This is a genomic window from Yoonia litorea, from assembly GCF_900114675.1.
GTDB lineage: Bacteria > Pseudomonadota > Alphaproteobacteria > Rhodobacterales > Rhodobacteraceae > Yoonia > Yoonia litorea.
The window spans coordinates 816,279-838,943 of record NZ_FOZM01000001.1; the positions used below are offsets into that span (position 1 = coordinate 816,279).

25 protein-coding genes are annotated in these 22,665 nt (G+C 58.0%); 23 read left to right on the top strand and 2 right to left on the bottom strand.

What is annotated here, in order from left to right; all coding sequences use genetic code 11:
• Positions 1 to 12 precede the first annotated feature (12 nt).
• The 23 genes from BM316_RS04290 to BM316_RS04400 all read left to right on the top strand — a co-directional run bounded on the left by BM316_RS04290 (position 13) and on the right by BM316_RS04400 (position 20,198).
• On the top strand, positions 13 to 348 hold the full coding sequence (locus tag BM316_RS04290) for a hypothetical protein (protein ID WP_090204402.1): 336 nt from the start codon (positions 13 to 15) through the stop codon (positions 346 to 348).
• Positions 349 to 465: 117 nt separating this feature from the next.
• On the top strand, positions 466 to 1,557 hold the full coding sequence (locus tag BM316_RS04295) for an NADH-quinone oxidoreductase subunit E (protein ID WP_090204405.1): 1,092 nt from the start codon (positions 466 to 468) through the stop codon (positions 1,555 to 1,557).
• A gap of 191 nt (positions 1,558 to 1,748) precedes the next feature.
• Positions 1,749 to 2,360: a helix-hairpin-helix domain-containing protein gene (locus BM316_RS04300; RefSeq protein ID WP_090204408.1), complete on the top strand. Its 612-nt coding sequence runs from the start codon at positions 1,749 to 1,751 to the stop codon at positions 2,358 to 2,360.
• A gap of 15 nt (positions 2,361 to 2,375) precedes the next feature.
• Complete coding sequence (locus tag BM316_RS04305) at positions 2,376 to 2,600, top strand: DUF5337 domain-containing protein (RefSeq protein ID WP_090204413.1); 225 nt, start codon at positions 2,376 to 2,378, stop codon at positions 2,598 to 2,600.
• A gap of 35 nt (positions 2,601 to 2,635) precedes the next feature.
• Positions 2,636 to 3,922 (top strand): NADH-quinone oxidoreductase subunit NuoF, encoded by a 1,287-nt coding sequence (gene nuoF / locus BM316_RS04310; RefSeq protein ID WP_090204416.1) that lies wholly within the window; start codon positions 2,636 to 2,638, stop codon positions 3,920 to 3,922.
• Positions 3,919 to 4,323: a hypothetical protein gene (locus tag BM316_RS04315; protein WP_090204419.1), complete on the top strand. Its 405-nt coding sequence runs from the start codon at positions 3,919 to 3,921 to the stop codon at positions 4,321 to 4,323. Before nuoF ends, BM316_RS04315 begins: the two co-directional genes overlap by 4 nt.
• Positions 4,324 to 4,454: 131 nt before the next feature.
• Positions 4,455 to 4,904, top strand: a complete 450-nt coding sequence (locus BM316_RS04320) for a DUF3291 domain-containing protein (RefSeq protein WP_090204421.1) — start codon at positions 4,455 to 4,457, stop codon at positions 4,902 to 4,904.
• Positions 4,904 to 5,368 carry a DUF3291 domain-containing protein gene (locus tag BM316_RS04325; protein WP_090204423.1) on the top strand — a complete coding sequence of 155 codons (465 nt, stop codon included), beginning with the start codon at positions 4,904 to 4,906 and terminating at the stop codon, positions 5,366 to 5,368. Before BM316_RS04320 ends, BM316_RS04325 begins: the two co-directional genes overlap by 1 nt.
• A 103-nt stretch (positions 5,369 to 5,471) precedes the next feature.
• Entirely contained in the window at positions 5,472 to 5,876 is a 405-nt protein-coding gene (locus BM316_RS04330) for a DUF5333 domain-containing protein (RefSeq protein ID WP_090204427.1), read from the top strand.
• A 139-nt stretch (positions 5,877 to 6,015) separates the two neighbouring features.
• Positions 6,016 to 8,031 (top strand): NADH-quinone oxidoreductase subunit NuoG, encoded by a 2,016-nt coding sequence (nuoG, locus tag BM316_RS04335; protein ID WP_090204430.1) that lies wholly within the window; start codon positions 6,016 to 6,018, stop codon positions 8,029 to 8,031.
• Positions 8,032 to 8,043: 12 nt separating this feature from the next.
• Positions 8,044 to 9,084, top strand: coding sequence for an NADH-quinone oxidoreductase subunit NuoH (gene nuoH, locus BM316_RS04340; protein ID WP_090204432.1), 1,041 nt, complete (start codon positions 8,044 to 8,046; stop codon positions 9,082 to 9,084).
• A gap of 3 nt (positions 9,085 to 9,087) precedes the next feature.
• Positions 9,088 to 9,582, top strand: a complete 495-nt coding sequence (nuoI, locus tag BM316_RS04345) for an NADH-quinone oxidoreductase subunit NuoI (protein WP_090204434.1) — start codon at positions 9,088 to 9,090, stop codon at positions 9,580 to 9,582.
• Positions 9,579 to 9,977 (top strand): carboxymuconolactone decarboxylase family protein, encoded by a 399-nt coding sequence (locus tag BM316_RS04350; RefSeq protein ID WP_090204437.1) that lies wholly within the window; start codon positions 9,579 to 9,581, stop codon positions 9,975 to 9,977. Before nuoI ends, BM316_RS04350 begins: the two co-directional genes overlap by 4 nt.
• Complete coding sequence (locus BM316_RS04355) at positions 9,974 to 10,579, top strand: NADH-quinone oxidoreductase subunit J (RefSeq protein WP_090204440.1); 606 nt, start codon at positions 9,974 to 9,976, stop codon at positions 10,577 to 10,579. The genes BM316_RS04350 and BM316_RS04355 overlap by 4 nt, the downstream gene beginning before the upstream one ends.
• A 6-nt stretch (positions 10,580 to 10,585) precedes the next feature.
• On the top strand, positions 10,586 to 11,056 hold the full coding sequence (locus BM316_RS04360; RefSeq protein WP_090204442.1) for a hypothetical protein: 471 nt from the start codon (positions 10,586 to 10,588) through the stop codon (positions 11,054 to 11,056).
• Positions 11,057 to 11,106: 50 nt separating this feature from the next.
• Complete coding sequence (gene nuoK / locus BM316_RS04365) at positions 11,107 to 11,412, top strand: NADH-quinone oxidoreductase subunit NuoK (protein ID WP_008235370.1); 306 nt, start codon at positions 11,107 to 11,109, stop codon at positions 11,410 to 11,412.
• Between the two features lie 4 nt (positions 11,413 to 11,416).
• Positions 11,417 to 13,555 carry an NADH-quinone oxidoreductase subunit L gene (nuoL, locus tag BM316_RS04370; RefSeq protein ID WP_090204445.1) on the top strand — a complete coding sequence of 713 codons (2,139 nt, stop codon included), beginning with the start codon at positions 11,417 to 11,419 and terminating at the stop codon, positions 13,553 to 13,555.
• A complete protein-coding gene (locus BM316_RS04375; RefSeq protein WP_090204448.1) occupies positions 13,555 to 15,096 on the top strand; it encodes an NADH-quinone oxidoreductase subunit M in 1,542 nt (513 codons plus the stop codon). Before nuoL ends, BM316_RS04375 begins: the two co-directional genes overlap by 1 nt.
• Before the next feature lie 12 nt (positions 15,097 to 15,108).
• On the top strand, positions 15,109 to 16,545 hold the full coding sequence (nuoN, locus tag BM316_RS04380; RefSeq protein WP_207493620.1) for an NADH-quinone oxidoreductase subunit NuoN: 1,437 nt from the start codon (positions 15,109 to 15,111) through the stop codon (positions 16,543 to 16,545).
• The gene (locus BM316_RS04385; protein WP_242649744.1) at positions 16,535 to 17,305 is read left to right on the top strand and encodes a biotin--[acetyl-CoA-carboxylase] ligase; all 771 of its coding nucleotides are present in this window, start codon (positions 16,535 to 16,537) and stop codon (positions 17,303 to 17,305) included. Before nuoN ends, BM316_RS04385 begins: the two co-directional genes overlap by 11 nt.
• Positions 17,306 to 17,319: 14 nt before the next feature.
• Positions 17,320 to 18,093 (top strand): type III pantothenate kinase, encoded by a 774-nt coding sequence (locus BM316_RS04390; protein ID WP_090204453.1) that lies wholly within the window; start codon positions 17,320 to 17,322, stop codon positions 18,091 to 18,093.
• Positions 18,090 to 19,754 (top strand): ribonuclease J, encoded by a 1,665-nt coding sequence (locus BM316_RS04395; RefSeq protein ID WP_090204456.1) that lies wholly within the window; start codon positions 18,090 to 18,092, stop codon positions 19,752 to 19,754. Before BM316_RS04390 ends, BM316_RS04395 begins: the two co-directional genes overlap by 4 nt.
• Before the next feature lie 87 nt (positions 19,755 to 19,841).
• Positions 19,842 to 20,198, top strand: a complete 357-nt coding sequence (locus BM316_RS04400) for a hypothetical protein (RefSeq protein ID WP_090204459.1) — start codon at positions 19,842 to 19,844, stop codon at positions 20,196 to 20,198.
• A gap of 42 nt (positions 20,199 to 20,240) precedes the next feature.
• On the opposite strand, the gene BM316_RS04405 is transcribed toward BM316_RS04400, so the two are convergent.
• Together BM316_RS04405 and BM316_RS04410 are read right to left on the bottom strand one after the other, a co-directional pair.
• Positions 20,241 to 21,698, bottom strand: coding sequence for a DEAD/DEAH box helicase (locus BM316_RS04405; RefSeq protein WP_090204460.1), 1,458 nt, complete (start codon positions 21,696 to 21,698; stop codon positions 20,241 to 20,243).
• A gap of 117 nt (positions 21,699 to 21,815) precedes the next feature.
• A complete protein-coding gene (locus tag BM316_RS04410; RefSeq protein WP_090207523.1) occupies positions 21,816 to 22,562 on the bottom strand; it encodes a hypothetical protein in 747 nt (248 codons plus the stop codon).
• Positions 22,563 to 22,665 lie beyond the last annotated feature (103 nt).

Sequence of the window (22,665 nt, forward strand, 5' to 3'; positions counted from 1 at the left end):
GGAGAGACTGACATGCGTTACGCCCTGATCCCCTTGTCATTCGTGGCCCTTTCGGCCTGTTCGCTGGAAATCCCTGATTTTCGCAATGGCATGGAAGCCGCGCCTGCAGCCGTCGAGGTGCCAGAGGTGCCGGTTGCGCCACAGTCGGCAAAAGAACGGTTTGTCAGCGCAGCGGTTGCCAATGGCTGCGTCGTTGATGAGACGAACTCTGCCACGATCCTCGCAGGAGCAACGCTGACGGTTGAGGATTTGGCGCGGATCATGACCGAGCTGAAGAACGAAGGACGCGGCGAAATCGCTGCAGACGGTCAGTCTTTCCGGGTAATCTCGGACGGTTGCACCGCATGACATTAGACTTGCCCGAGACCGCTCTTGTGGTATCGGGTGCGCAGAACTGAGCGGGTGACAGCCTGCTGAAAGCCAGGTGGCCCGGAACGCCACCGAAAAGGGAACCGGAACGACACAATGCTACGCCGCCTTTATCACGAACAGCCTGACACGTTTGCTTTCACACCTGACAACCTCAAGTGGGCCGAAGCACAGATCAAGAAGTTTCCCGAAGGCCGTCAGGCATCGGCGATCATTCCGCTGTTGTGGCGCGCCCAAGAGCAAGAGGGTTGGCTGAGCCGCCCGGCGATCGAGTATGTCGCAAACATGCTCGATATGGCATTCATCCGCGCCTTCGAGGTGGCTTCGTTCTATTTCATGTTCCAGTTGCAGCCTGTCGGCTCGATTGCGCATGTGCAGGTTTGCGGCACGCTTTCATGCATGATCTGCGGCGCAGAAGACCTGATCGGTGTTTGCAAGGAAAAGATCGCGTCAGAGCCGCACACGCTTTCGGCTGATGGCAAGTTCTCTTGGGAAGAGGTCGAATGCCTGGGCTCATGCGCCAACGCGCCGATGGTCCAGATCGGCAAGGATTACTATGAAGATCTGACAGCCGAGCGTTTTGCCGAGATCATTGATGAATTGGCAGCAGGGCAGGTGCCCGTGCCGGGGCCACAGAATGGCCGCTATGCGGCTGAGCCGCTTAAAGGTCTGACCTCGTTGAAGGAATATGACAGCGGCAAGACCAAGTATAACGCCAGCGTGCAGCTTGCCACGGACATCGGTGACACCGTAAAGCGGATTGATGGCACCGAGGTGCCTTTGCTGACACCTTGGGTGAAACCTGTCACCGCGGATGCCGATAAGGTCGAAGAACCCAAACCTGCCAAGAATAAGCCCGTTGATGAAACAGGCATCACCAAGCAGCAGGCCGTGGCTGAATCTGCGGCGAAGCCTGTCGGCAAGTCGAACCCCGAAACCACTATCGAGAAAGAGCCTGAGCTTCTGTCAGGGCCGCGCGATGGCGGTGCAGATGATCTCAAGAAGATCAGCGGTGTCGGGCCGAAACTGGAAGGCGTGCTGAACGAGCTTGGTTTCTACCACTACGACCAGATTGCAGCCTGGACCGAGGAAGAAATTGCCTGGGTCGATAGCCGTCTGAAGTTCAAGGGCCGCATCGCGCGTGATGGCTGGATTGAGCAGGCGCAGGAGTTGGCCAAAGCAAAATAACCGCCCGATCTTTGGGCAGTGTCACCTTTGACGTGTATCGAGAGCATGTATCTGAACACGGAATTTCTTTACCCAAAGGCCGAAACTCGGTTAGAGGTGGAACAGGCGCGGACCTGGGTCGATTTGACGCAGGTCCTTTGGCGTTTTGTTCATAAGGCCGTTCCGGCCGCCACCTGAGGGAGAAATTTCACATGAAAGATACTGCACCAATCAGTGAAGGCATTATCGCAGTTGCGGCGTTGTTCGCCATTATCGCGACTGGCGTTGCCTTTGTTCTCTACGATTTTTCATTTTTTGCTGCAGCCTGCATTGGCGGTGGTGTCGGTCTGGTGGCAGCTATTGTTCTGGCTTTGGGCTGGCGTGAGCCTGCGCCGGGCCCGCAAGGTGTTGCGACACGCGAGGTCGCGCCTGCACCGACATCCGTTCCTGACCCTGTGGCTGTTCCTGAGCCCGCAGCGGCTGAGCCTGCGCCAGCGGTTGCCACACCTGCACCCGCTGCCCCTGTGACGGCGGCTGCCGAAAAGCCCGAATTCATGTCAGAGGCGCGCGAGGGCGGGCCTGATGATCTCAAGCAGATCAAGGGCGTCGGGCCGAAGCTTGAAAACACATTGCACGGGATGGGCGTCTACCATTTCGACCAGATTGCATCATGGGGTCCGGCAGAGGTTGCCTGGATGGATGACAATCTTGAAGGCTTCAAAGGCCGCGTCTCCCGTGACAACTGGATTGATCAGGCCAAAGTTCTGGCCGGAGGCGGCGAGACTGCGTTCTCCAAGAAGGTGGAGGATGGTGACGTCTACTAAGACGTCGCGAGGTCTATGGCGCAAAAACACGGAGACACCAACCAAGCCAAAGCCGGACAACGGGTCGCGTTGCTTATGGCGGGTGTTGGTGTTTTGTGGATACTGGTGACGCTGATCGGGTCGGAATATGGGTGGTCCAACAGGACTCGTGCCCTTTTTGACCTTGCAGCGCTCGCCGGTTTCGGGTTTGCCCTGTGGCAAACGTATCGACTGTGGCGGATGCGCCAAAAAGATGACTGACCGCGCCCAAGCGCGCACGACAAGGGCCAAGACTGATGCTCAAAGACGAGAACCGGATTTTCACGAACCTCTACGGGATGCACGAGCGGACCCTCAAGGGTGCGCAGGCGCGCGGCCACTGGGATGGCACCGCCGATATCATCAAGAAAGGCCGTGACTGGATCATCAATGAGATGAAAGCCTCTGGCCTGCGTGGCCGTGGAGGTGCGGGGTTCCCGACGGGTCTGAAATGGTCCTTCATGCCCAAGGAAAGCGACGGTCGTCCGGCCTATCTGGTGGTAAACGCTGACGAATCCGAGCCGGGCACATGCAAAGACCGCGAGATCATGCGCCACGACCCCCACACGCTGGTGGAAGGCTGCCTGATCGCCTCTTTCGCGATGAACGCGCACGCCTGCTACATCTACATCCGTGGCGAATACATCCGCGAGAAAGAGGCGCTGCAAGCTGCCATTGATGAAGCCTACGAGGCGGGTCTGGTCGGCAAGAATGCAGCAGGGTCCGGTTGGGATTTCGACATTTACCTGACCCATGGTGCCGGTGCCTATATCTGTGGTGAGGAAACCGCCCTGATCGAAAGCCTTGAAGGCAAAAAGGGTATGCCGCGCATGAAGCCGCCATTCCCTGCGGGGGCTGGTCTTTATGGGTGCCCGACCACTGTAAACAACGTGGAATCGATCGCCGTGGTGCCGACCATCCTGCGCCGTGGCGGTGACTGGTTTGCCTCTATGGGGCGTCCGAACAATGCGGGCACAAAGCTCTTTGCGATTTCGGGCCATGTGAACAATCCATGTGTCGTCGAAGAAGAGATGTCGATCTCGTTCGAGGAACTGATTGAAAAGCACTGCGGCGGCATTCGCGGCGGTTGGAGCAACCTCAAGGCCGTGATCCCCGGTGGGTCATCGGTGCCATGTGTACGCGGCGAGAACATGCGCGATGCAATCATGGATTTTGATGCGCTGAAGGAAAAAGGCTCCAGCCTTGGCACAGCGGCGGTCATCGTGATGGATAACTCCACCGATATGATCAAGGCGATCTGGCGTCTGTCCAAATTCTACAAGCACGAAAGCTGCGGCCAGTGCACACCATGCCGCGAAGGCACCGGCTGGATGATGCGCGTGATGAAGCGCTTGGTTGAAGGTAACGCAAGCGTGGAGGAAATCGACATGCTGCTTGACGTGACAAAGCAGGTCGAAGGTCATACGATTTGTGCATTGGGCGATGCGGCAGCTTGGCCGATCCAAGGGTTGATCAAGAACTTCCGCGACGAAATCGAAGATCGTATCGCCAGCAAACGGGCAGCGGGGATTGCAGCGCAATGATGAAACAGGGTCTGGCTTTGGTCGCGGCTTTGGGCTTGGCGGCGTGTGAAACAGGGACGTCGCGGTCGTTTGATGATCCGGCCGTGCAGCAGCTCTACACGATGTCGGTGCCGGAATATTATGCTGCGCTGACATTGGCACAGCGTGTCGCGCAGGGCTGTGACCGTTATGTTTATGACTCAGCACTGGATGCCGACCTGAACGATGCGCGCAACGAGATGGGGCGCGGATCACTATCGGCGCTGGGTTTGCGCAACGCCATCGAACTGGAGACAGACGTGGCCCGCCGCAGTTTCGAGGTGAAGCACAACGTCAATGTGCGCACCGACAACCTCTGCAACGCAGGCGATGCCGAAACACTGGAGGGCACAGCCCTATCGGCGATGCTGGTCCCCGTCTAGGTCGGCAGACTGAACCGAGACATGATGGGCCGCGCCAAATGGTGCGGCTTTTTCATTTGTGCTGTGGCTTTGCCTGATGGTCTTGTGCCATTGTCACGCAACCGCGTAACGATCATCCGGACGGGGCAGGTATGCATCTGGCAGAATTGAACATCGGGCGTCTTTTGGCCCCCACCGACGACCCGCAAGTGGCCGAGTTTATGGAAAACCTTGATCGTATCAACGGTCTTGGCAAGCGGATGCCGGGATTTGTCTGGATGATGGAAGGTTCGGGGGAGCCCGGCACGGGCAACACCGAAAACAGCATCGACGGTGATCCGCAGTTCGTTTCAAACCTGACCGTATGGGAGACCCCGGCGCAGTTGCAGACCTTTGTCTTTGAGACGCTTCACGCCCGTTTCATGGATCGCAAAGCCGAGTGGTTCGAACGTCTTGTGCGGATGCATTTCGTGATGTGGTGGATTGAGGAAGGGCATCGCCCGACCCTTGACGAGGCGCTTGAGAAACTCGCCTTGCGCGAAGAGCAGGGTGATAGCACAGAGGCTTTCGGCTGGGACTGGCTCAGGGCGAAGTATCTGTGATGCAGCGCCACCTTGCAGAGTTCAATTTCGGGACCTTGGCCTATCCGTGGGATGATCCGCGGATTGCGGGGTTTCAAAATGCGATTGCGCAGGTGAATGCGATTGCCGAACGCAGCCCAGGGTTTGTCTGGCGTCTGTCCGACGACGATATGGAGGCAACGCAGGAAGACCCCGCCGGTCCGCTTGCCGACCGGCCCAACACGGCCTCCACCTTGTCGGTCTGGGAAGACGCAGGTTCGCTTTATCGCTTTGTCACCAAGACTTTACACGCCCGCATCATGCGCGGTGCACCGGATTGGTTTGTTCCCGGCGACAGCGGATTTCTGGTGTGTTGGTGGGTGCCTGCTGGCACACGCCCCACGGTGGCAGAAGGCATGGCACGCTGGCAGTCCTTGCAGCGCGACGGTGACACCGAGGATTGTTTCGGCGGGCGACGGCTCAAATCGCTTTCTTTGGCGGTTTAGACGGAACGGGGCGTCAATTTTCCGGTTTGATATTGTATAACGGCCTTTGATTACCGATGTCGGGGCGAGACGAATTGCCACCCTCTGGCAACGGAGAAAACCGATGCAAAAACACGCAAAGATGATGTTGCTCGCAGCCCTGATCGGATTTGGCGCTGCACCTGTTGGCGCGCAGACCCCGCTTAAGGACGTTGCACATGTGCGCGACGGCATTATCCACGTCGGCATGGCCTATGAGATTTCAGAGAAATGCCCTGAGATCAGCGCACGTCTGTTTCGGGGCATCGGGTTCCTTAACTCATTGAAAAGACACGCACGTTCGCTCGGATATACCGAGGCGGAAATTGATGCCTACGTCAATGACGACGCCGAGAAAGATCGGCTGGAAGCGATAGCGCGCGAGAGCCTGGCCGCACTTGGCGTGGTTGAGGGTGAAGAAGCGACCTATTGCGCGGCTGGCCGCGCCGAGATGGAAGCGAACACGCGTGTCGGCTGGCTGCTACGTTGATCTGTTGAAAATGGATCGAAAATTGGTCGTTTTTTTCCCAATCTGACTAGCGTCTCAGGGCGTGTCACGTTAGAACGCGGCCAACGCGGCGCCGTCGTTTCCGAGGGTTCCCGCGAAAGGGAACATATAAGGCACGCCAATGTCTAATCTGCGCAAAGTCGTCATTGATGGGAATGAGGTCGAAGTCGACGGGTCTATGACCCTGATACAGGCCTGTGAGGAAGCCGGAATCGAGATCCCGCGTTTCTGCTATCACGAGCGGCTTTCGATTGCTGGTAACTGCCGGATGTGTCTGGTCGAGGTCGTCGGCGGCCCGCCAAAGCCCGCCGCTTCCTGTGCGATGCAGGTCAAGGATCTGCGCCCCGGACCAGAAGGTCAGCCACCTGTTGTGAAAACCAACTCGCCCATGGTCAAAAAGGCCCGTGAAGGTGTGATGGAGTTCTTGCTGATCAACCACCCGCTCGACTGCCCGATCTGCGATCAGGGCGGCGAATGTGACTTGCAGGATCAGGCGATGGCCTACGGCGTGGATTTCAGCCGTTTCCGTGAGCCCAAGCGTGCCGTTGACGATCTGGACCTTGGTCCATTGGTCGAAACCCACATGACCCGCTGCATTTCCTGCACCCGCTGCGTGCGCTTCACGACAGAGGTCGCCGGGATTCACCAGATGGGCCAGACGGGTCGTGGCGAGGATGCCGAGATCACCAGCTACTTGGGCGAAACACTCGACAGCAACATGCAAGGCAACATCATTGATCTCTGCCCAGTTGGTGCGCTGGTCTCCAAGCCTTACGCCTTTACCGCCCGTCCGTGGGAGCTGACCAAGACTGAGTCCATCGACGTGATGGACGCGCTGGGGTCAAACATCCGCGTGGACACCAAAGGCCGCGAAGTCATGCGCTTCCTGCCGCGCAACCATGACGGCGTGAACGAAGAATGGATTTCCGACAAAACGCGTTTCGTTTGGGACGGTCTGCGCCGCCAGCGTCTGGATACCCCTTACATCCGCGAGAACGGCAAGCTGCGCAAAGCCAGTTGGGGCGAGGCGCTGAGCGCTGCCGCAGCCGCGATGAAGGGGAAAAAGGTTGCCGGTCTGGTGGGTGATCTTGCCCCCGTTGAGGCTGCCTTTGCCCTAAAGCAAATGATCGAAGGGCAGGGTGGCGTTGTGGAATGCCGCACCGATGGTGCGAAACTGCCGGCGGGTAACCGTTCGGCCTATGTGGGCAATGCGACGGTCGAGGATATCGATGACGCAGAGATGATCCTGCTGATCGGGACCAACCCGCGCGAAGAGGCACCAGTGCTCAATGCCCGTATCCGCAAGGCTTGGCTGAAGGGTGCCAAGGTTGCTGTCATCGGTGAAGCTGCTGATCTGACCTACGACTATATGCACATCGGCACCGATCGCGCCGCGCTGGAATCGCTGTCGAAGATGGATCATTCCGATAAGGACGGCGTCCGTGGTGTGATGATTGTCGGGCAGGGCGCGCTGAACGAAGCTGACGGTGCCGCTGTACTCGGCACCGCAATGCAGACCGCTCAGGCCGGATCGTCGAAGTTTATGGTCCTGCACACTGCCGCTGGCCGTGTCGGTGCGCTGGATGTAGGTGCGGTTGCGCCAAACGGGATGGCCGACGTGAACGACGCCGAGGTGATCTACAATCTTGGTGCTGACGAGGTTGATATCGCTGCCGGTGCTTTCGTGATCTATCAGGGCAGCCATGGTGACCGCGGTGCACATCGTGCCGACATCATCCTGCCGAGTGCAGCCTACACCGAAGAAAACGGCCTTTTCGTGAACACCGAAGGTCGCCCGCAACTGGCCCTGCGTGCCAGCTTCCCGCCGGGTGAGGCCAAGGAAAACTGGGCCATCCTGCGTGCCCTTTCGGCAGAACTGGATGCGACCTTACCATTTGACAGCATGGCGCAGCTGCGTCAGGCGCTGGTCAAAGAGGTGCCGCATCTGGCTTATGTGGATGATGTGCCTGAAAACGCATGGCAGCCTCTGCCCGCAGGCAAGCTGGGCGATGCGGATTTCCGCAATGCCATCACCGATTTCTATCTGACGAACCCGATTGCCCGTGCGTCGAGCCTCATGGCCGAACTGAGCGCGAACGCGAAGGCGCGGAAATCCGCGCCGATGGCAGCGGAATAAGGACAATAACACATGGTTGAATTCTTCACACAAACCAACCTTGGCATTGTCCTGTTGATCCTTGGGCAGTGTCTGTTGGTTCTGATCCCGCTGCTACTGGCGCTGGCCTTCCTGATGTATGCTGACCGCAAGGTCTGGGCAGCCGTGCAGATGCGCAAGGGACCAAACGTGGTTGGTGCCTTTGGTTTGCTGCAATCATTTGCGGACTTTCTGAAATACATCGTCAAGGAAATCGTCGTTCCTGCTGGCGCGGATAAATTTGTCTTCTTCCTCGCCCCGATGATTGCCTTTGTGCTGGCCGTCATTTCCTGGGCGGTGATCCCGTTTAACGAAGGCTGGGTGCTCGCGGATATCAACGTTGCCATTCTTTACATCTTCGCCATTGGCTCACTCGAGGTTTATGGCGTGATTATGGGTGGTTGGGCGTCGAACTCGAAGTATCCGTTCCTTGGTTCGCTGCGCTCTGCCGCGCAGATGATTTCTTATGAAGTGTCTATCGGTTTGATCATCATTGGTGTGATTATCTCGACCGGCTCAATGAACCTGTCTGACATCGTGGCCGCACAAGACGGCAACGCGGGTCTTTTCAACTGGTATTGGGTCGCACACTTCCCGATGCTGTTCCTTTTCCTGATTTCGGCGCTGGCGGAAACCAACCGTCCGCCGTTCGACCTGCCCGAAGCGGAATCGGAACTGGTTGCCGGTTATCAGGTGGAATATTCCTCAACGCCGTTCCTGCTTTTCATGATTGGCGAATTGATGGCCGTGGTGCTGATGTGCGCCCTGATCAGCCTCCTGTTCTTCGGCGGCTGGCTGTCACCGGTGCCGTTCCTGCCTGATGGCGTGTTCTGGATGATCCTGAAAATGGCAGGCTGTTTCTTCATCTTCTCGATGGTGAAGGCGATCACACCGCGTTACCGCTACGACCAGCTGATGCGGATCGGCTGGAAGGTTTTCCTGCCAATGTCACTGGCATGGGTGGTGATCGTGTCTTTCCTTGCAAAATTCGAAGTCATGGGCGGCTTTTGGGCCCGCTGGACGATGGGGGGTTAATCAATGACTCAGATCGACTACAACCGCGCGGCCAAATACTTCCTGCTTCAGGATTTCTGGGTCGGCTTCAAACTGGGCATGAAGTATTTCTTCTCGCCCAAAGCGACGGTGAACTACCCGCACGAGAAGGGGCCACTCAGCCCCCGTTTTCGTGGTGAGCACGCGCTGCGCCGTTATCCAAATGGCGAAGAGCGCTGCATTGCTTGCAAACTCTGCGAGGCTGTTTGCCCGGCACAGGCCATTACAATTGATGCCGAACCCCGCGATGACGGCAGCCGCCGTACCACGCGCTACGACATTGATATGACCAAATGCATCTACTGCGGTTTCTGTCAGGAAGCCTGCCCGGTTGATGCGATTGTCGAAGGCCCGAACTTCGAGTTTTCAACAGAGACCCGTGAAGAGCTTTACTACAACAAGGAAAAGCTCTTGGAAAACGGCGACCGTTGGGAAACCGAGATCGCACGTAACCTCGAACTGGACGCGCCTTACAGATGACCGACCAGAACCCCTTTGAAAGCATGATGAAGATGGGCCAGGACTGGGCCAAGGCGATGAATGTCGACCTTGATGCCTTTACGCCAAAGGGGTTTGAAAACCTCTGGCCGACTATGTCCAAAGAGGCGATGGAAATGTGGTTCGGCAACACCATGAACCCTGGTGGGCTGGACGCCAAAACACGGTTGCTGCTGACGCTTTCAGGGCTGACCATTCTGGGCGCGCAAGCCGAGGCGCAGATCCGCCTGACCGTGCGCCATCTGGTCGAGGCCGGGGCCACCAAACAAGAGATTGCCGAAGCGATAGCCCAGACAGGTATGTTCGCCGGCGCGCCAGCCATGACCAAGACCATGGAACTGGCGAATGAAGTATTGGAAAAGGACGAAAGCGCATGACCGTCTTCGCGTTCATATTTTACCTCTTCGCGGTGGCCACGATCACTGGCGGGTTGATGACAGTCGTCAGCCGGAACCCCGTCCATTCGGTGCTTTGGCTTATTCTTGCGTTTCTGTCGTCTGCAGGGCTTTTTGTCACTTTGGGCGCTGAGTTTGTCGCGCTGTTGCTTGTCATTGTTTACGTCGGTGCAGTTGCGGTCCTGTTCCTGTTTGTCGTTATGATGCTGGACGTCGATTTTGCCGAACTGAAGGCCGAGATGACAAAATACCTGCCGTTGGCCTTGCTGATCGGCGTGGTGATCTTGATGCAGCTGGCCTTGGCATTTGGTGTCTGGGGCTTTGACAGCGGTGCTGCGGACCGGATCGCGGCACCATCGGCGGATGTCGACAACACCCGTGCCTTGGGGCTGCTGATCTATGATGACTATATCCTGCTGTTCCAACTGGCGGGTCTGATCCTGCTGGTCGCCATGATCGGTGCGATTGTTCTGACATTGCGCCACCGTGTGGACATCAAGCGCCAGAACGTGCTGGCGCAGATGTATCGTGATCCAGCCAAGGCGATGGAGCTCAAAGACGTCAAGCCGGGGCAGGGTCTGTAAGAACTGATGCGCCGCCTCGCCATCATATCCGCAGCCGCCACGCTGATCGCCACCGAAGGGGTTGCCCTGACGCTGGCTGATTGCAAGCGCGTGACGCACCCCAGCCATGGCGGCGAAATCCGCCATATGGATCTGGGCGAGGGGCGTGTGATCTGGCTGGACTGGTGGAGTCAGGAAGGCACGGCAAAGGGGTTCAGCCTTGTCGAATGCGAAAGCGGCAAGATGTTGAAGTTCCGCACCGCCGAAACAAACATGGGTCGCCGGTCCGACTTTGACCGCACGGATGATGCCATCGCCGTGCTGGAGCGTCACCAGTCGGGCGCGCGGGTCTTTGCCACGTTTGAGCGGATCGCGGCAGACCTTGAATTCATCGCCCGCGATATCGCGATCACGACCGAAACGACAGAAAACTGCGCTTGCGCGGCTGCTTATCCGGCGCTGCGTGGCGACAAAACAGAATTTACGCTGGCCGGATAGGTCAGCAAAGCCAAGAAGACGGGGTGCCAAGCCCCAAAGGGAACGAACGTATGATCGGACTTGAACACTATCTCACAGTGGCGGCGGCCCTGTTTGTCATTGGCATCTTCGGATTGTTCCTCAACCGCAAGAACGTGATCATCCTGCTGATGAGCATCGAATTGATGCTTCTGGCGGTGAACATCAACCTCGTGGCCTTCTCAAGCTATCTCGGCGATCTGGTCGGGCAGGTCTTTACCCTGTTCGTTCTGACCGTCGCCGCCGCAGAGGCTGCGATCGGCCTTGCGATCCTTGTGTGTTTCTTCCGCAACCGCGGAACCATCGACGTTGAAGACGTCAACGTGATGAAGGGCTAAACTCATGGAAACGATCATCCTTTTTGCCCCGCTCGTTGGCGCGATTATCTGTGGTTTCGGTTGGAAGCTGATCGGTGAAACAGCCGCGCAGTGGACAGCGACCGGCCTGCTTTTCGTCTCGGCGTTCTTTTCGTGGATCATCTTCCTGACCTTTGATCCTGCCGCGCATGACAATGCGGTTTACACGGTCAACATCCTGCGCTGGATCGAAAGCGGCACGTTGAGCACGGATTGGGCGATCCGCATGGACCGTCTGACGGCGATCATGTTGATCGTCATCACGACCGTCTCAGCGCTGGTGCACCTGTATTCCTTTGGCTACATGGCCCACGACGACCACTTCCGCGAAGGCGAAAGCTACCGTCCGCGCTTCTTTGCGTATCTGTCGTTCTTTACCTTTGCCATGCTGATGCTGGTAACCGCTGATAACCTTGTGCAGATGTTCTTCGGCTGGGAAGGCGTGGGTGTCGCATCCTACCTGCTGATTGGCTTTTACTACCGTAAGCCTTCAGCCGGTGCCGCGGCGATCAAGGCTTTTGTGGTTAACCGTGTCGGTGATTTCGGTTTCGCGCTGGGTATCTTCGCCCTCTACTATGTGACCGACAGCATCAACTTCAGCGATATTTTCGCGGCGATCCCTGATCTGCAGGGTCAGACCATCACCTTCATGTGGCGCGAGTGGGACACGCTGAACCTGATTGCCTTCCTGCTGTTCATCGGTGCGATGGGTAAATCGGCGCAGCTCTTCCTGCACACATGGTTGCCCGACGCGATGGAAGGCCCGACACCTGTGTCGGCTCTGATCCACGCCGCGACCATGGTGACCGCCGGTGTCTTCCTTGTCTGCCGCATGTCGCCGCTGATGGAATACGCCGAAGCAACGACAAGCTTTATCGTGTTCCTGGGTGCGACGACGGCGTTCTTTGCCGCGACCGTGGGTCTGGTGCAGAACGACATCAAGCGCGTGATTGCTTATTCGACCTGTTCGCAGCTTGGCTATATGTTCGTCGCTGCCGGTCTGGGCGTCTATTCGGTCGCCATGTTCCACCTGCTGACACACGCGTTCTTCAAGGCGATGCTGTTCCTCGGGGCCGGTTCGGTGATCCATGCGATGCATCACGAGCAGGATATGCGGAACTATGGCGGCCTGCGCCATAAGATCCCCAAGACCTTCTGGATGATGATGATCGGTACACTGGCGATCACCGGTGTGGGTATTCCGCTGCTCTATCTCGGCTTCCCTGTCGGCTTCGCGGGCTTCGTGTCCAAAGACGCCATCATCGAAAGCGCCTACGCAGGCACGATGGGCGGCTATGCCTTCTGGATGCTGGTCATCGCTGCGCTGATGACAAGCTTCTATAGCTGGCGTCTGATGTTCCTGACCTTCTACGGCAAGCCACGTGGCGACAAGCACACGCATGAGCATGCCCATGAAAGCCCGACTGTCATGCTGGCACCGCTCTACGTGCTGGCTATCGGTGCGGTGCTGTCCGGCATGGTGTTCTACAAGCCATTCTTTGGCAGCGACGAAAGCGTCGGCAAATACTTCGGTGCCATTGTCTCTGAAGAGAAGGCAGAGGATCACGCCAACCTTGGTTTCACCCTGATCGCGCCGGCCTATGCCGCAGCGAGCGGTGACGACGGCCATGGTGGTGACGACCACGGCAAAGCCGCTTGGCCGGAAGTGCCGGGGCAGGGTGCGATCTTCAAGCATCCCGACAACCACGTCCTGCATGAGGCGCACCTCGTTCCAGTCTGGGTCAAGGTCGCACCGTTCATCGCAATGCTTCTTGGATTGGGACTGGCCTACCAGATGTATATTCGTCGGCCTGACTGGCCTGCGAAACTGGCCGAGCAGCAAGCGCCGCTTTACCAGTTCCTGCTCAACAAATGGTACTTTGACGAAATCTACGACTTCCTCTTTGTCCGTCCGTCCATGGCCCTTGGCCGCATCCTGTGGAAGCGGGGTGATACGGATACCATCGACGGAGGCATCAACGGCGTCGCTATGGGCATCATTCCATTCTTTACCAAGCTCGCGGGCCGCGCGCAGTCGGGCTACATCTTCAGCTATGCCTTCGCGATGGTCCTTGGCCTTGCGGTGCTGCTGACCTGGGTCACGCTGTTCGGGGGAGCAAACTAATGGGCAACGTTCTTTCCCTGACGACTTTCCTGCCGCTGATCGGGGCGCTGATCCTTGCGATCTTCTTGCGCGGCGATGACGAAGCCGCACAGCGCAACGCCAAATGGGTGGCGCTGGTCACAACGGTTGTGACCTTCGTGGTCTCGCTCTTTATCCTCGGCAACTTCAACCCTGCCGATACCGGCTTCCAGATGGTGGAGGAGCGCGAATGGCTCTTGGGTCTGCAATACAAGATGGGCGTCGATGGTATTTCGATCCTTTTTGTGATGCTGACCACGTTCCTGATGCCGTTGGTGATCGCCTCCTGCTGGGAGGTGAAAACCCGGGTCAAGGAATACATGATCGCCTTCCTGATCCTCGAGACGCTGATGCTGGGCGTGTTCCTCGCGCTTGATCTGGTGCTGTTCTATCTGTTCTTCGAAGCAGGTCTGATCCCGATGTTCCTGATCATCGGTATATGGGGCGGCGTGAACCGTATTTACGCGAGCTTCAAGTTCTTCCTTTATACCTTCCTCGGCTCGGTCTTGATGCTGGTGGCGATGGTGGCGATGTTTGCGGATGCAGGCACGACCGATATCCCGACACTGATGAACCATTCGTTCGGCACCGAAAGCTTCAGCTTGCTTGGTGTGCAGATCGTGGGCGGTATGCAGACGCTTTTGTGGCTGGCGTTCTTTGCCAGCTTCGCGGTCAAGATGCCGATGTGGCCCGTCCACACCTGGTTGCCTGACGCGCACGTGCAGGCCCCGACGGCCGGTTCTGTGGTTCTGGCGGCGATCCTGCTCAAGATGGGGGGCTACGGCTTCCTGCGGTTCAGCTTGCCGATGTTCCCTGTCGGCTCAGAGGTGATGGGTCCGCTGGTGCTGACACTGTCGGCCATCGCGATTGTCTACACGTCACTGGTCGCACTGGTGCAGGAAGACATGAAAAAGCTGATTGCCTATTCTTCGGTCGCGCACATGGGTTACGTGACCATGGGCATCTTTGCGGTGAACCAGCAAGGCATCGACGGTGCGATCTTCCAGATGATCAGCCACGGCTTTATCTCCGGCGCGCTCTTCCTTTGTGTCGGCGTCATCTATGACCGGATGCACACTCGCGAGATCGACGCCTATGGCGGTCTGGTGAACCGGATGCCAGCCTATGCGCTGATCTTCATGTTCTTCACGATGGCCAACGTCGGTCTGCCAGGCACGTCTGGTTTTGTGGGTGAATTCCTGACGCTGATGGGTGTCTTCCAGGTCAACACGTGGATTGCGGTCTTTGCGACCTCCGGTGTGATCCTCTCGGCGGCCTATGCGCTGTGGCTCTACCGCCGCGTCGTCTTTGGCGATCTGATCAAGGAAAGCCTCAAGACCATCACCGACATGGGCCGGCGCGAGCGGGTGATCTTTGCTCCGCTTGTAGCGATGACACTCTTGCTGGGCGTCTATCCCGCGCTCGTTCTCGACATTATCGGACCAAGCGTGTCTGCGCTGGTCGGCAACTACGAAACCGCGCTTGCGACCTTTGAGGCCGCAACGCAGTTCGCTTCGAATTAAGGAAGGCCCGTCATGATTGGTGCTGATATCCAAATCCTGATGCCCGAAATCATCCTGTCGGTCTATGCGATGGGTGCGCTGTTGCTGGCGGTCTATACCACCAAAGACGCTATGGCGCCGCTGCTGACATGGGTCACGTCTGGCCTCTTTGTCTTGCTGGCGATCTGGATCGGGATCAACGGGCAGGGGACGAATACCGCCTTTGGCGGAATGTTCGTTGATGACGGGTTCGCCCGCTTTGCGAAAGTTGTGATGCTGCTGTCGGCAGCTGCGGTTCTGTTGATGTCAGAAGCCTATATGCAGCGCCGCGGATTGCTGAAATTCGAATACCCGTTGCTGGTGGCACTCGCTGTTGTCGGCATGATGGTCATGGTTTCCGCTGGCGATCTGATGGCGCTTTACATGGGCCTCGAACTGCAATCGCTGTCGCTTTATGTTGTGGCCTCGCTGCGCCGCGATAGTGTGAAGTCGACCGAAGCAGGGTTGAAGTATTTTGTACTTGGCGCGCTGTCGTCGGGTCTGCTGCTTTATGGCGCGTCACTGACCTACGGTTACACAGGCACGACGCTCTTCTCCGGCATTATCGAGGCCACGTCCGATGGCGCGTCGCTGGGTCTGCTGTTCGGTCTGGTCTTTCTGCTGGCAGGTTTCGCTTTCAAAGTGTCTGCAGCGCCTTTCCACATGTGGACGCCAGACGTCTACGAAGGCTCGCCTACACCTGTCACAGCCTTTTTTGCGACAGCACCAAAGGTTGCAGCGATGGCGCTTTTCGCGCGTGTGGTCCATGACGCCTTCGGCGGGATCGTCGGCGACTGGCAGCAGATCGTAGCCTTCCTGTCTGTCGTCTCCATGTTCCTTGGTGCGGTGGCCGCAATCGGGCAACGCGACATCAAGCGTCTGATGGCATACTCGTCTATCGCCCACATGGGCTTTGCTCTGATGGGTCTGGCCGCTGGCACCGCCTTTGGCGTGCAGGCGATGCTGATTTACATGGCGATCTATGTGACCATGAACATCGGCACCTTTGCCTTCATCCTGTCGATGGAGCGTGATGGCCGCCCTGTCACCGACATCAACGCACTGCGGATGTATTCTAAACGGCAACCGCTCCGGGCGCTTGCAATGCTGGTCCTATTGTTCAGCCTTGCCGGTGTGCCGCCGATGGTTGGCTTCTTTGGCAAGCTCTACGTGCTGCGTGCTGCCTATGACGGTGGTCTTGCATGGCTCGCAGTGGCTGGTGTGATCGCGTCAGTGATCGGTGCGTTCTACTATTTGCGGATCGTCTATTTCATGTACTTCGGCGAAGAGGGCGAGCAGCTTGATACCAACCGCAATCCCGTGCTTTGGGGGATGCTGATGGTGTCAGCCGGTGTCATGGTGATCGGCGTCGTCAACCTCTTCGGGGTTGAGCCGATTGCAGCAGCCGCGGCGGCAACGCTTGTCAACTAACGACAGCGCGACCCACGATCACGGGCCGTGGCCTGAGGGCTACGGCTGTGTCGTTCTGGAAAGTGTCGACAGCACGATGGCAGAGGCCGCACGCCGCGCGCCCGAGATCGAGCGCCCGACATGGATCATTGCCAAAACGCAGACCGCCGCTCGCGGCAGGCGGGGACGGGCATGGATTGCACCGCCCGGAAACCTGAACGCGACGCTCATCTTCCGACCGGAAGCCACTGCGCCAGAGGCGGCAAAGCGGTCCTTCCTTGCGGCCAACGCGCTTTATCAGGCCCTGTCAATCTTCATCCCTGTCGAGAAACTGAGCCTCAAGTGGCCCAATGATGTCTTGCTGTCGGGTGGCAAGGTCGCCGGTATCCTGCTTGAGACAAGCGGAAGCGGGCCGTTTGTCGATTGGTTGTCAGTTGGGATTGGGGTGAACCTCAAGCATACGCCCGACGGCGTCACTGATGCCGCGTTTCCGCCGACCTCTGTCATGGAGGCCACCGGGATCGAGATCACACCGCTTGATTTTCTGGCAACCCTTGCTGATGCCTATGCCACGCAGGAGGCAAAGCTCCTGCGTTTGGGTTTTGACCGCATCCGCGATGACTGGCTGGCCAATGCCGCACGCTTGGGCGAGGTGATCACCGCCCGGACAGGGCGCGAAGAGATCACAGGGATCTTTGACAGCATCGACCGCGACGGCAATCTTGTCCTGATCACCGGAACAGGACCGCGCGCCATACCTGCAGCGGACGTGTATTTCTAAGAAGGAGGCGGCCCATGCTTTTGGCCATCGACTGCGGCAACACCAATACGGTGTTTTCGATCTGGGACGGTGAGAGCTTTATCGCCACATGGCGCACAAGCACCGAGTGGCAGCGCACAGCGGACCAATACTATGTCTGGCTGTCAACTTTGATGCGGTTTCAGGACATCGACGTTGTCTTTGACGAGGTGATCATCAGCTCGACCGTGCCACGCGTTGTGTTCAATCTGCGTGTGTTTGCTGACAGGTATTATGGCGTCCGGCCTTTGGTTGTGGGCAAGCCTGAGTGCCTGTTGCCTGCGGCTCCGCGTGTTGATGCAGGAACGCAGGTTGGCCCTGACCGTCTGGTCAACACTGCGGGCGCATTCGATCGCCATGGCGGCAATCTGATCGTCGTCGATTTCGGGACGGCCACCACATTTGACGTGGTGGCAGAGGATGGCGCTTATGTGGGTGGGGTGATCTCACCGGGTGTGAACCTCTCGCTTGAGGCATTGCACAATGCGGCCGCTGCCTTGCCGCATGTCGATATCACCAAACCTCAGGCAGTCATTGGCACAAATACCGTGGCCTGTATGCAGTCTGGCGTCTTTTGGGGTTACATCGGATTGGTCCGTGAGATATGCGCCCGCATCAAGGCCGAGCGTGGTCTGCCGATGAAAGTCGTCTCGACAGGTGGCCTTGCGCCGCTATTTCAGCAGGCAGAAGACCTCTTTGACGCATTCGAAGATGATCTGACCATGCACGGGCTGACCGTCATTCACAGGTTCAATAAGGAAAACGCATGAGCGACCGCCTGATCTATCTACCTCTCGGAGGTGCCGGAGAAATCGGCATGAATGCCTATGTCTATGGCTACGGCAAAGAGGGGCAGGAGCGGCTGATTGTCGTGGACCTTGGTGTGACCTTCCCCGATATGGATGGCACGCCGGGTGTTGACCTGATCCTGCCTGACATTGCCTGGTTGGAAGAGCACAAGGCGCAAATCGAAGGCATCTTCATCACTCATGCCCACGAGGATCACGTCGGGGCCATTGGTCACTATTGGGAACGCCTCGGTGCGCCTGTCTATGCCCGTCGCTTTACTGCCAATATCGCGCGGCGCAAACTGGGCGAACATGGGCACCCTGAAAGCGTGGTGAAGGTCGTTGACCCTTATCCGCACATGATCAAATGCGGACCGCTGACCGTGTCCTACCTGCCAATCAGCCACTCGATCCCTGAAAGCGCAGGGCTGTTGATCGACAGCCCCGAAGGGCGCGTGCTGCATTCCGGTGACTTCAAAATTGATGAAACGCCTGTTGTGGGCGATCCATGGAATGCGGCCCTGTGGGAAGAGGTCTCAAAGGATGGGGTGAAGGCACTGGTCTGCGACAGCACCAATGTCTTTTCCGCGGCACCTGGACGGTCTGAAGCCTCGATCGCCGATCCCGTGGCTGATCTGATGAAAGAGGCCAAAGGCATGGTTGTCGCGACCACCTTTGCCAGCAACATCGCGCGCCTGAAAACACTGGCAACGGCGGCGCAAAAGGCAGACCGCTCTGTCGTGCTGCTGGGCCGGGCAATGCGGCGCATGGTCGAAGCCGCCGTGGAAGAAGGCATCCTGACAGGCTTTCCCAGCACAGTATCTCCTGAAGATGCGCAGAACATCCCACGCGAAAACCTGATGCTGCTCGTGACCGGATCACAAGGCGAACGCCGGGCCGCGTCTGCCCAGCTTGCGCAGGGCAACTACATGGGGATCAAGTTGAAAGAGGGCGATACGTTTCTCTTTTCGTCCAAAACCATCCCCGGCAATGAACGCGGTGTCATCCGCATCATGAACCAGCTTTCCGAACTGGGTGTCGATGTCGTCGATGATGCCGGTGGCAAGTATCACGTCTCTGGCCACGCCAATCGCCCTGATCTGGAACAACTGCACAAGATCGTCCAGCCGCAAATCCTCATCCCGATGCACGGTGAGCATCGTCACCTGCGCGAACATGTGAAACTGGGCAACCAGGGTGGGATCACAGGGATCGTGGCGGTGAACGGGATGATGATTGATCTGTCAGGAAACGCACCAACCGTCGCTGAATACATCGACACCGGGCGCACCTATCTGGACGGGTCGGTGCAGGTCGGCGCGCTCGATGGCATCGTGCGCAACCGCATCCGCATGGCGCTCAACGGGCAGATGGTTGTGACGCTGATCGTTGATGAAAACGACGAACCCTTGGGCGAGCCTTGGGTGGAGACAAATGGCCTGCCAGAAATCGGCTCGTCAGGAGCACCGCTGGTTGAAGTGGTCGAAGAAGACTTGGGTCAGTTCGTCATGCGCGCCAACGCCAAGACCTTGCGCGATGATGACAAGCTTGAGAAAGAGCTCAAAAGCATCGCGCGCCGGACCGCCCAGACAGAGATCGGCAAGAAGCCGGAAGTTATGGTGATCATCTCCCGTTTGGGCTAGCAGGCGGCCTGCGGCTTGATCACTGCTTTGTGAACCTGTTAGCATTCTGGCATGTAGCGATTTTGCCATGCCAGAAAAGGAGTTCACGTGTTTCATTTCAAGTCTATTCTCGCCGCAGGCGCGGCTGCCGTCGCGCTTTCTGCATGTGTTGATACATCGACAGCAACACCTGTCAGTGCCGTCGCCGCAGACCGGAACGTGATCATCACCAATGCAACAGGCCGGACAATCTGGCGCTTCTATGGCTCCCGCGTGACCACGTCATCCTGGGAAGAGGATATTCTTGGATCATCGATCCTGCCGAACGGCGACTCCGTCAACATCAACTTTGATGACGGCACCGGCTCTTGCAACTTTGATATGAAAGCGGAATTCCGCGACGGGACCAGCATCGTGCAGCCCAACATCAACGTCTGCACCGTTTCGCGCGTGACCTTCCGGTAAATGCATTTTGCGGGCACGCGGTTGGCGCGTGCCCGTAGACAATTACTTGTCCTTTGCGCGTTCGGCGAAGCTTTTTGCCAGAAACGCGGGCACATCATCACCTAGACCGACGACATCACGGTCGTTTCTGCCACGATTGCGGCCACGGTTCCCACGATCCTGCTTCGGCTTGTCGTCGTGCTGCGGTTTAGCGGCTGCTTTCGGCTTGTCCTGCGCCGGCGCATCCTCTGCGGCGGGGGATGATGCTGCCTCTTTGGCCGGCGCATCGTCCTGCTTGCGACGGCCACGGCTGCGCTTTGGTTTCTCATCAGACTTCGCACTGTCGTCAGAGTGCGGCGCAGCCTTTTCCTGTTTCAACGGATTGTCCATCCGCGGGATCGTCTGTTTGACGAGGTCCTCCACCGCCTCAAGATACTTATCATCGCGCGGGATCGCGATCATCACAGCGGTGCCTTTGCGACCGGCGCGACCGGTGCGCCCGATCCGGTGGACATAGTCTTCGGCGTGGCTTGGCACGTCGAAGTTAAAGACATGGCTCACGTTCGGGATATCAAGCCCACGGGCCGCCACATCTGAGGCCACAAGAAAGCGCAAGTCACCATCCCTGAACTTGTCGAGCGTTCTGGTCCGGTGGCTCTGGTCCAGATCACCATGGATGGGTGCGGCCTGATAGCCGTATTTGTTCAGCGATTTGGCAACGATATCGACGTCTGACTTGCGATTGCAGAAGATGATCGCATTGGTGCAGGCTTCGCCTTCCTGATCAATCAGCGCACGCAAGAGGGCGCGCTTTTGCGAGGCCTCTTTGCGCCGGTCAGCAGCTTTGAAAACAACAACGCCCTGCTTGATGTTGTCGTTCGTTGTGGCCGCCCGCGCCACCTCGATCTTTGCCGGGTTCGACAGAAAAGTGTTGGTGATCCGCTCGATCTCGGGGGCCATTGTCGCCGAGAAGAACAAGGTCTGTCGTGTGAATGGCGTGCGTTTGAAGATTTCCTCGATATCGGGAATGAACCCCATGTCGAGCATCCGGTCAGCCTCATCCACCACCATGACCTTGACGTCCGTCAGAATGAGTTTGCCCCGCTCCAGATGGTCGAGCAGGCGGCCCGGCGTCGCAATCAGGACATCGACACCTTTGTCGATGATGGCATCCTGATCCTTGAAGCTGGTGCCACCGATCAGAAGCGCGCGGCTCAGTTTGGTATATTTGGCATAGGCGTCAAAGTTCTCGGCCACCTGCGCGGCCAATTCACGGGTCGGGGCCAGAACAAGGCTCCGTGGCATCCGTGCACGGGCGCGTCCACGCCCCAGAAGGGTGATCATTGGCAGCGTAAAACTGGCGGTCTTGCCTGTGCCGGTCTGGGCAATGCCCAGAACATCGCGGCCTTCAAGCGCTGGCGGGATCGCACCTGCCTGAATAGGGGTCGGGGTTTCGTAGCCGGTCTCTGCTACAGCTTTGAGAACCTTAGGGGCAAGGTTCAAGTCGGAAAACTTGGTCATTTACGTCCTGTGTATGCGGGTCGGTCCGCAATGATGATATAGGACGCATTTCCTCCGCGTCCGGCGTCTGGTGGATGTGGGCTATCCCATATGCTGCAGTGCGTCAAGGAAGGTCCCCTAGACCTTGCCTTTGCGTGACTTTTCCGCCGCGTTGCGCATCAACGCAAGCCGGCGGAAAACCGTCCCGTCGTCCGTGTTTAACCGCTCCAGCAGGTGCCGCACCAGATTGCCGATGGCAGGCGCTTGGCCCGCATCGCGCCAGAGCGGGGCCAGAAGATGGGCCTCAAGATCGCCCTGCAGCACCGAAAAATCCTTCATCCCCATCGGCAGCGGGGATGTATTGCGATCCTTCACCTTGAACGCCTTCTGCGGTGGCAGGCCGGAAAAACAGCGTTCGGCCTCATAGATCTTCATCAGCGAAAAGAACATGCCCATCCGCGCAGCCAGCGTGCGGTCCGCTTCGCTTTGCCCATGCTCTGCAAAGGTGATCACAGCCGAGATCAGCCAACGCGTGGGCAGGGTTTCCAACAGCCAGTCTTCCTCTTCCTTCCAAAGGCGCAGGAAAAGGGCTGGCGCGCCATCGGGGTAGGTATGTTTGCGCAAATGTGCGATCAGCAACCCATGCAACAGTGCCAGCTCGCTATGGCCATGCAATTCACCCAAAAGCGCATGGCGTTTTTTTTGCGTGCGGCTCAAGCCTTCGGGGCGGGGGTTTTGCTGGGGTGGCAAAGGTTGCGACTTCAGCACCGCAAAATCAACGTCGTGCGGTGGCAAAGCCTCGCCGGTCAGAAGGGCACGCCGTTTTTGGTAGGCTGGCATCAGGCTGCCGATCCCGCCTTCAAATGTTTCGCCTGTCTTGTCCAAGCCCGCCTCCTGTCTCGCGCTGCCAGAAAACACAGCCGCCACGCAGAAGACAAGCGCGAGGCAGCTCTTCATCTTGGCCAAAAAACTCTGGGGGAGACGCCCC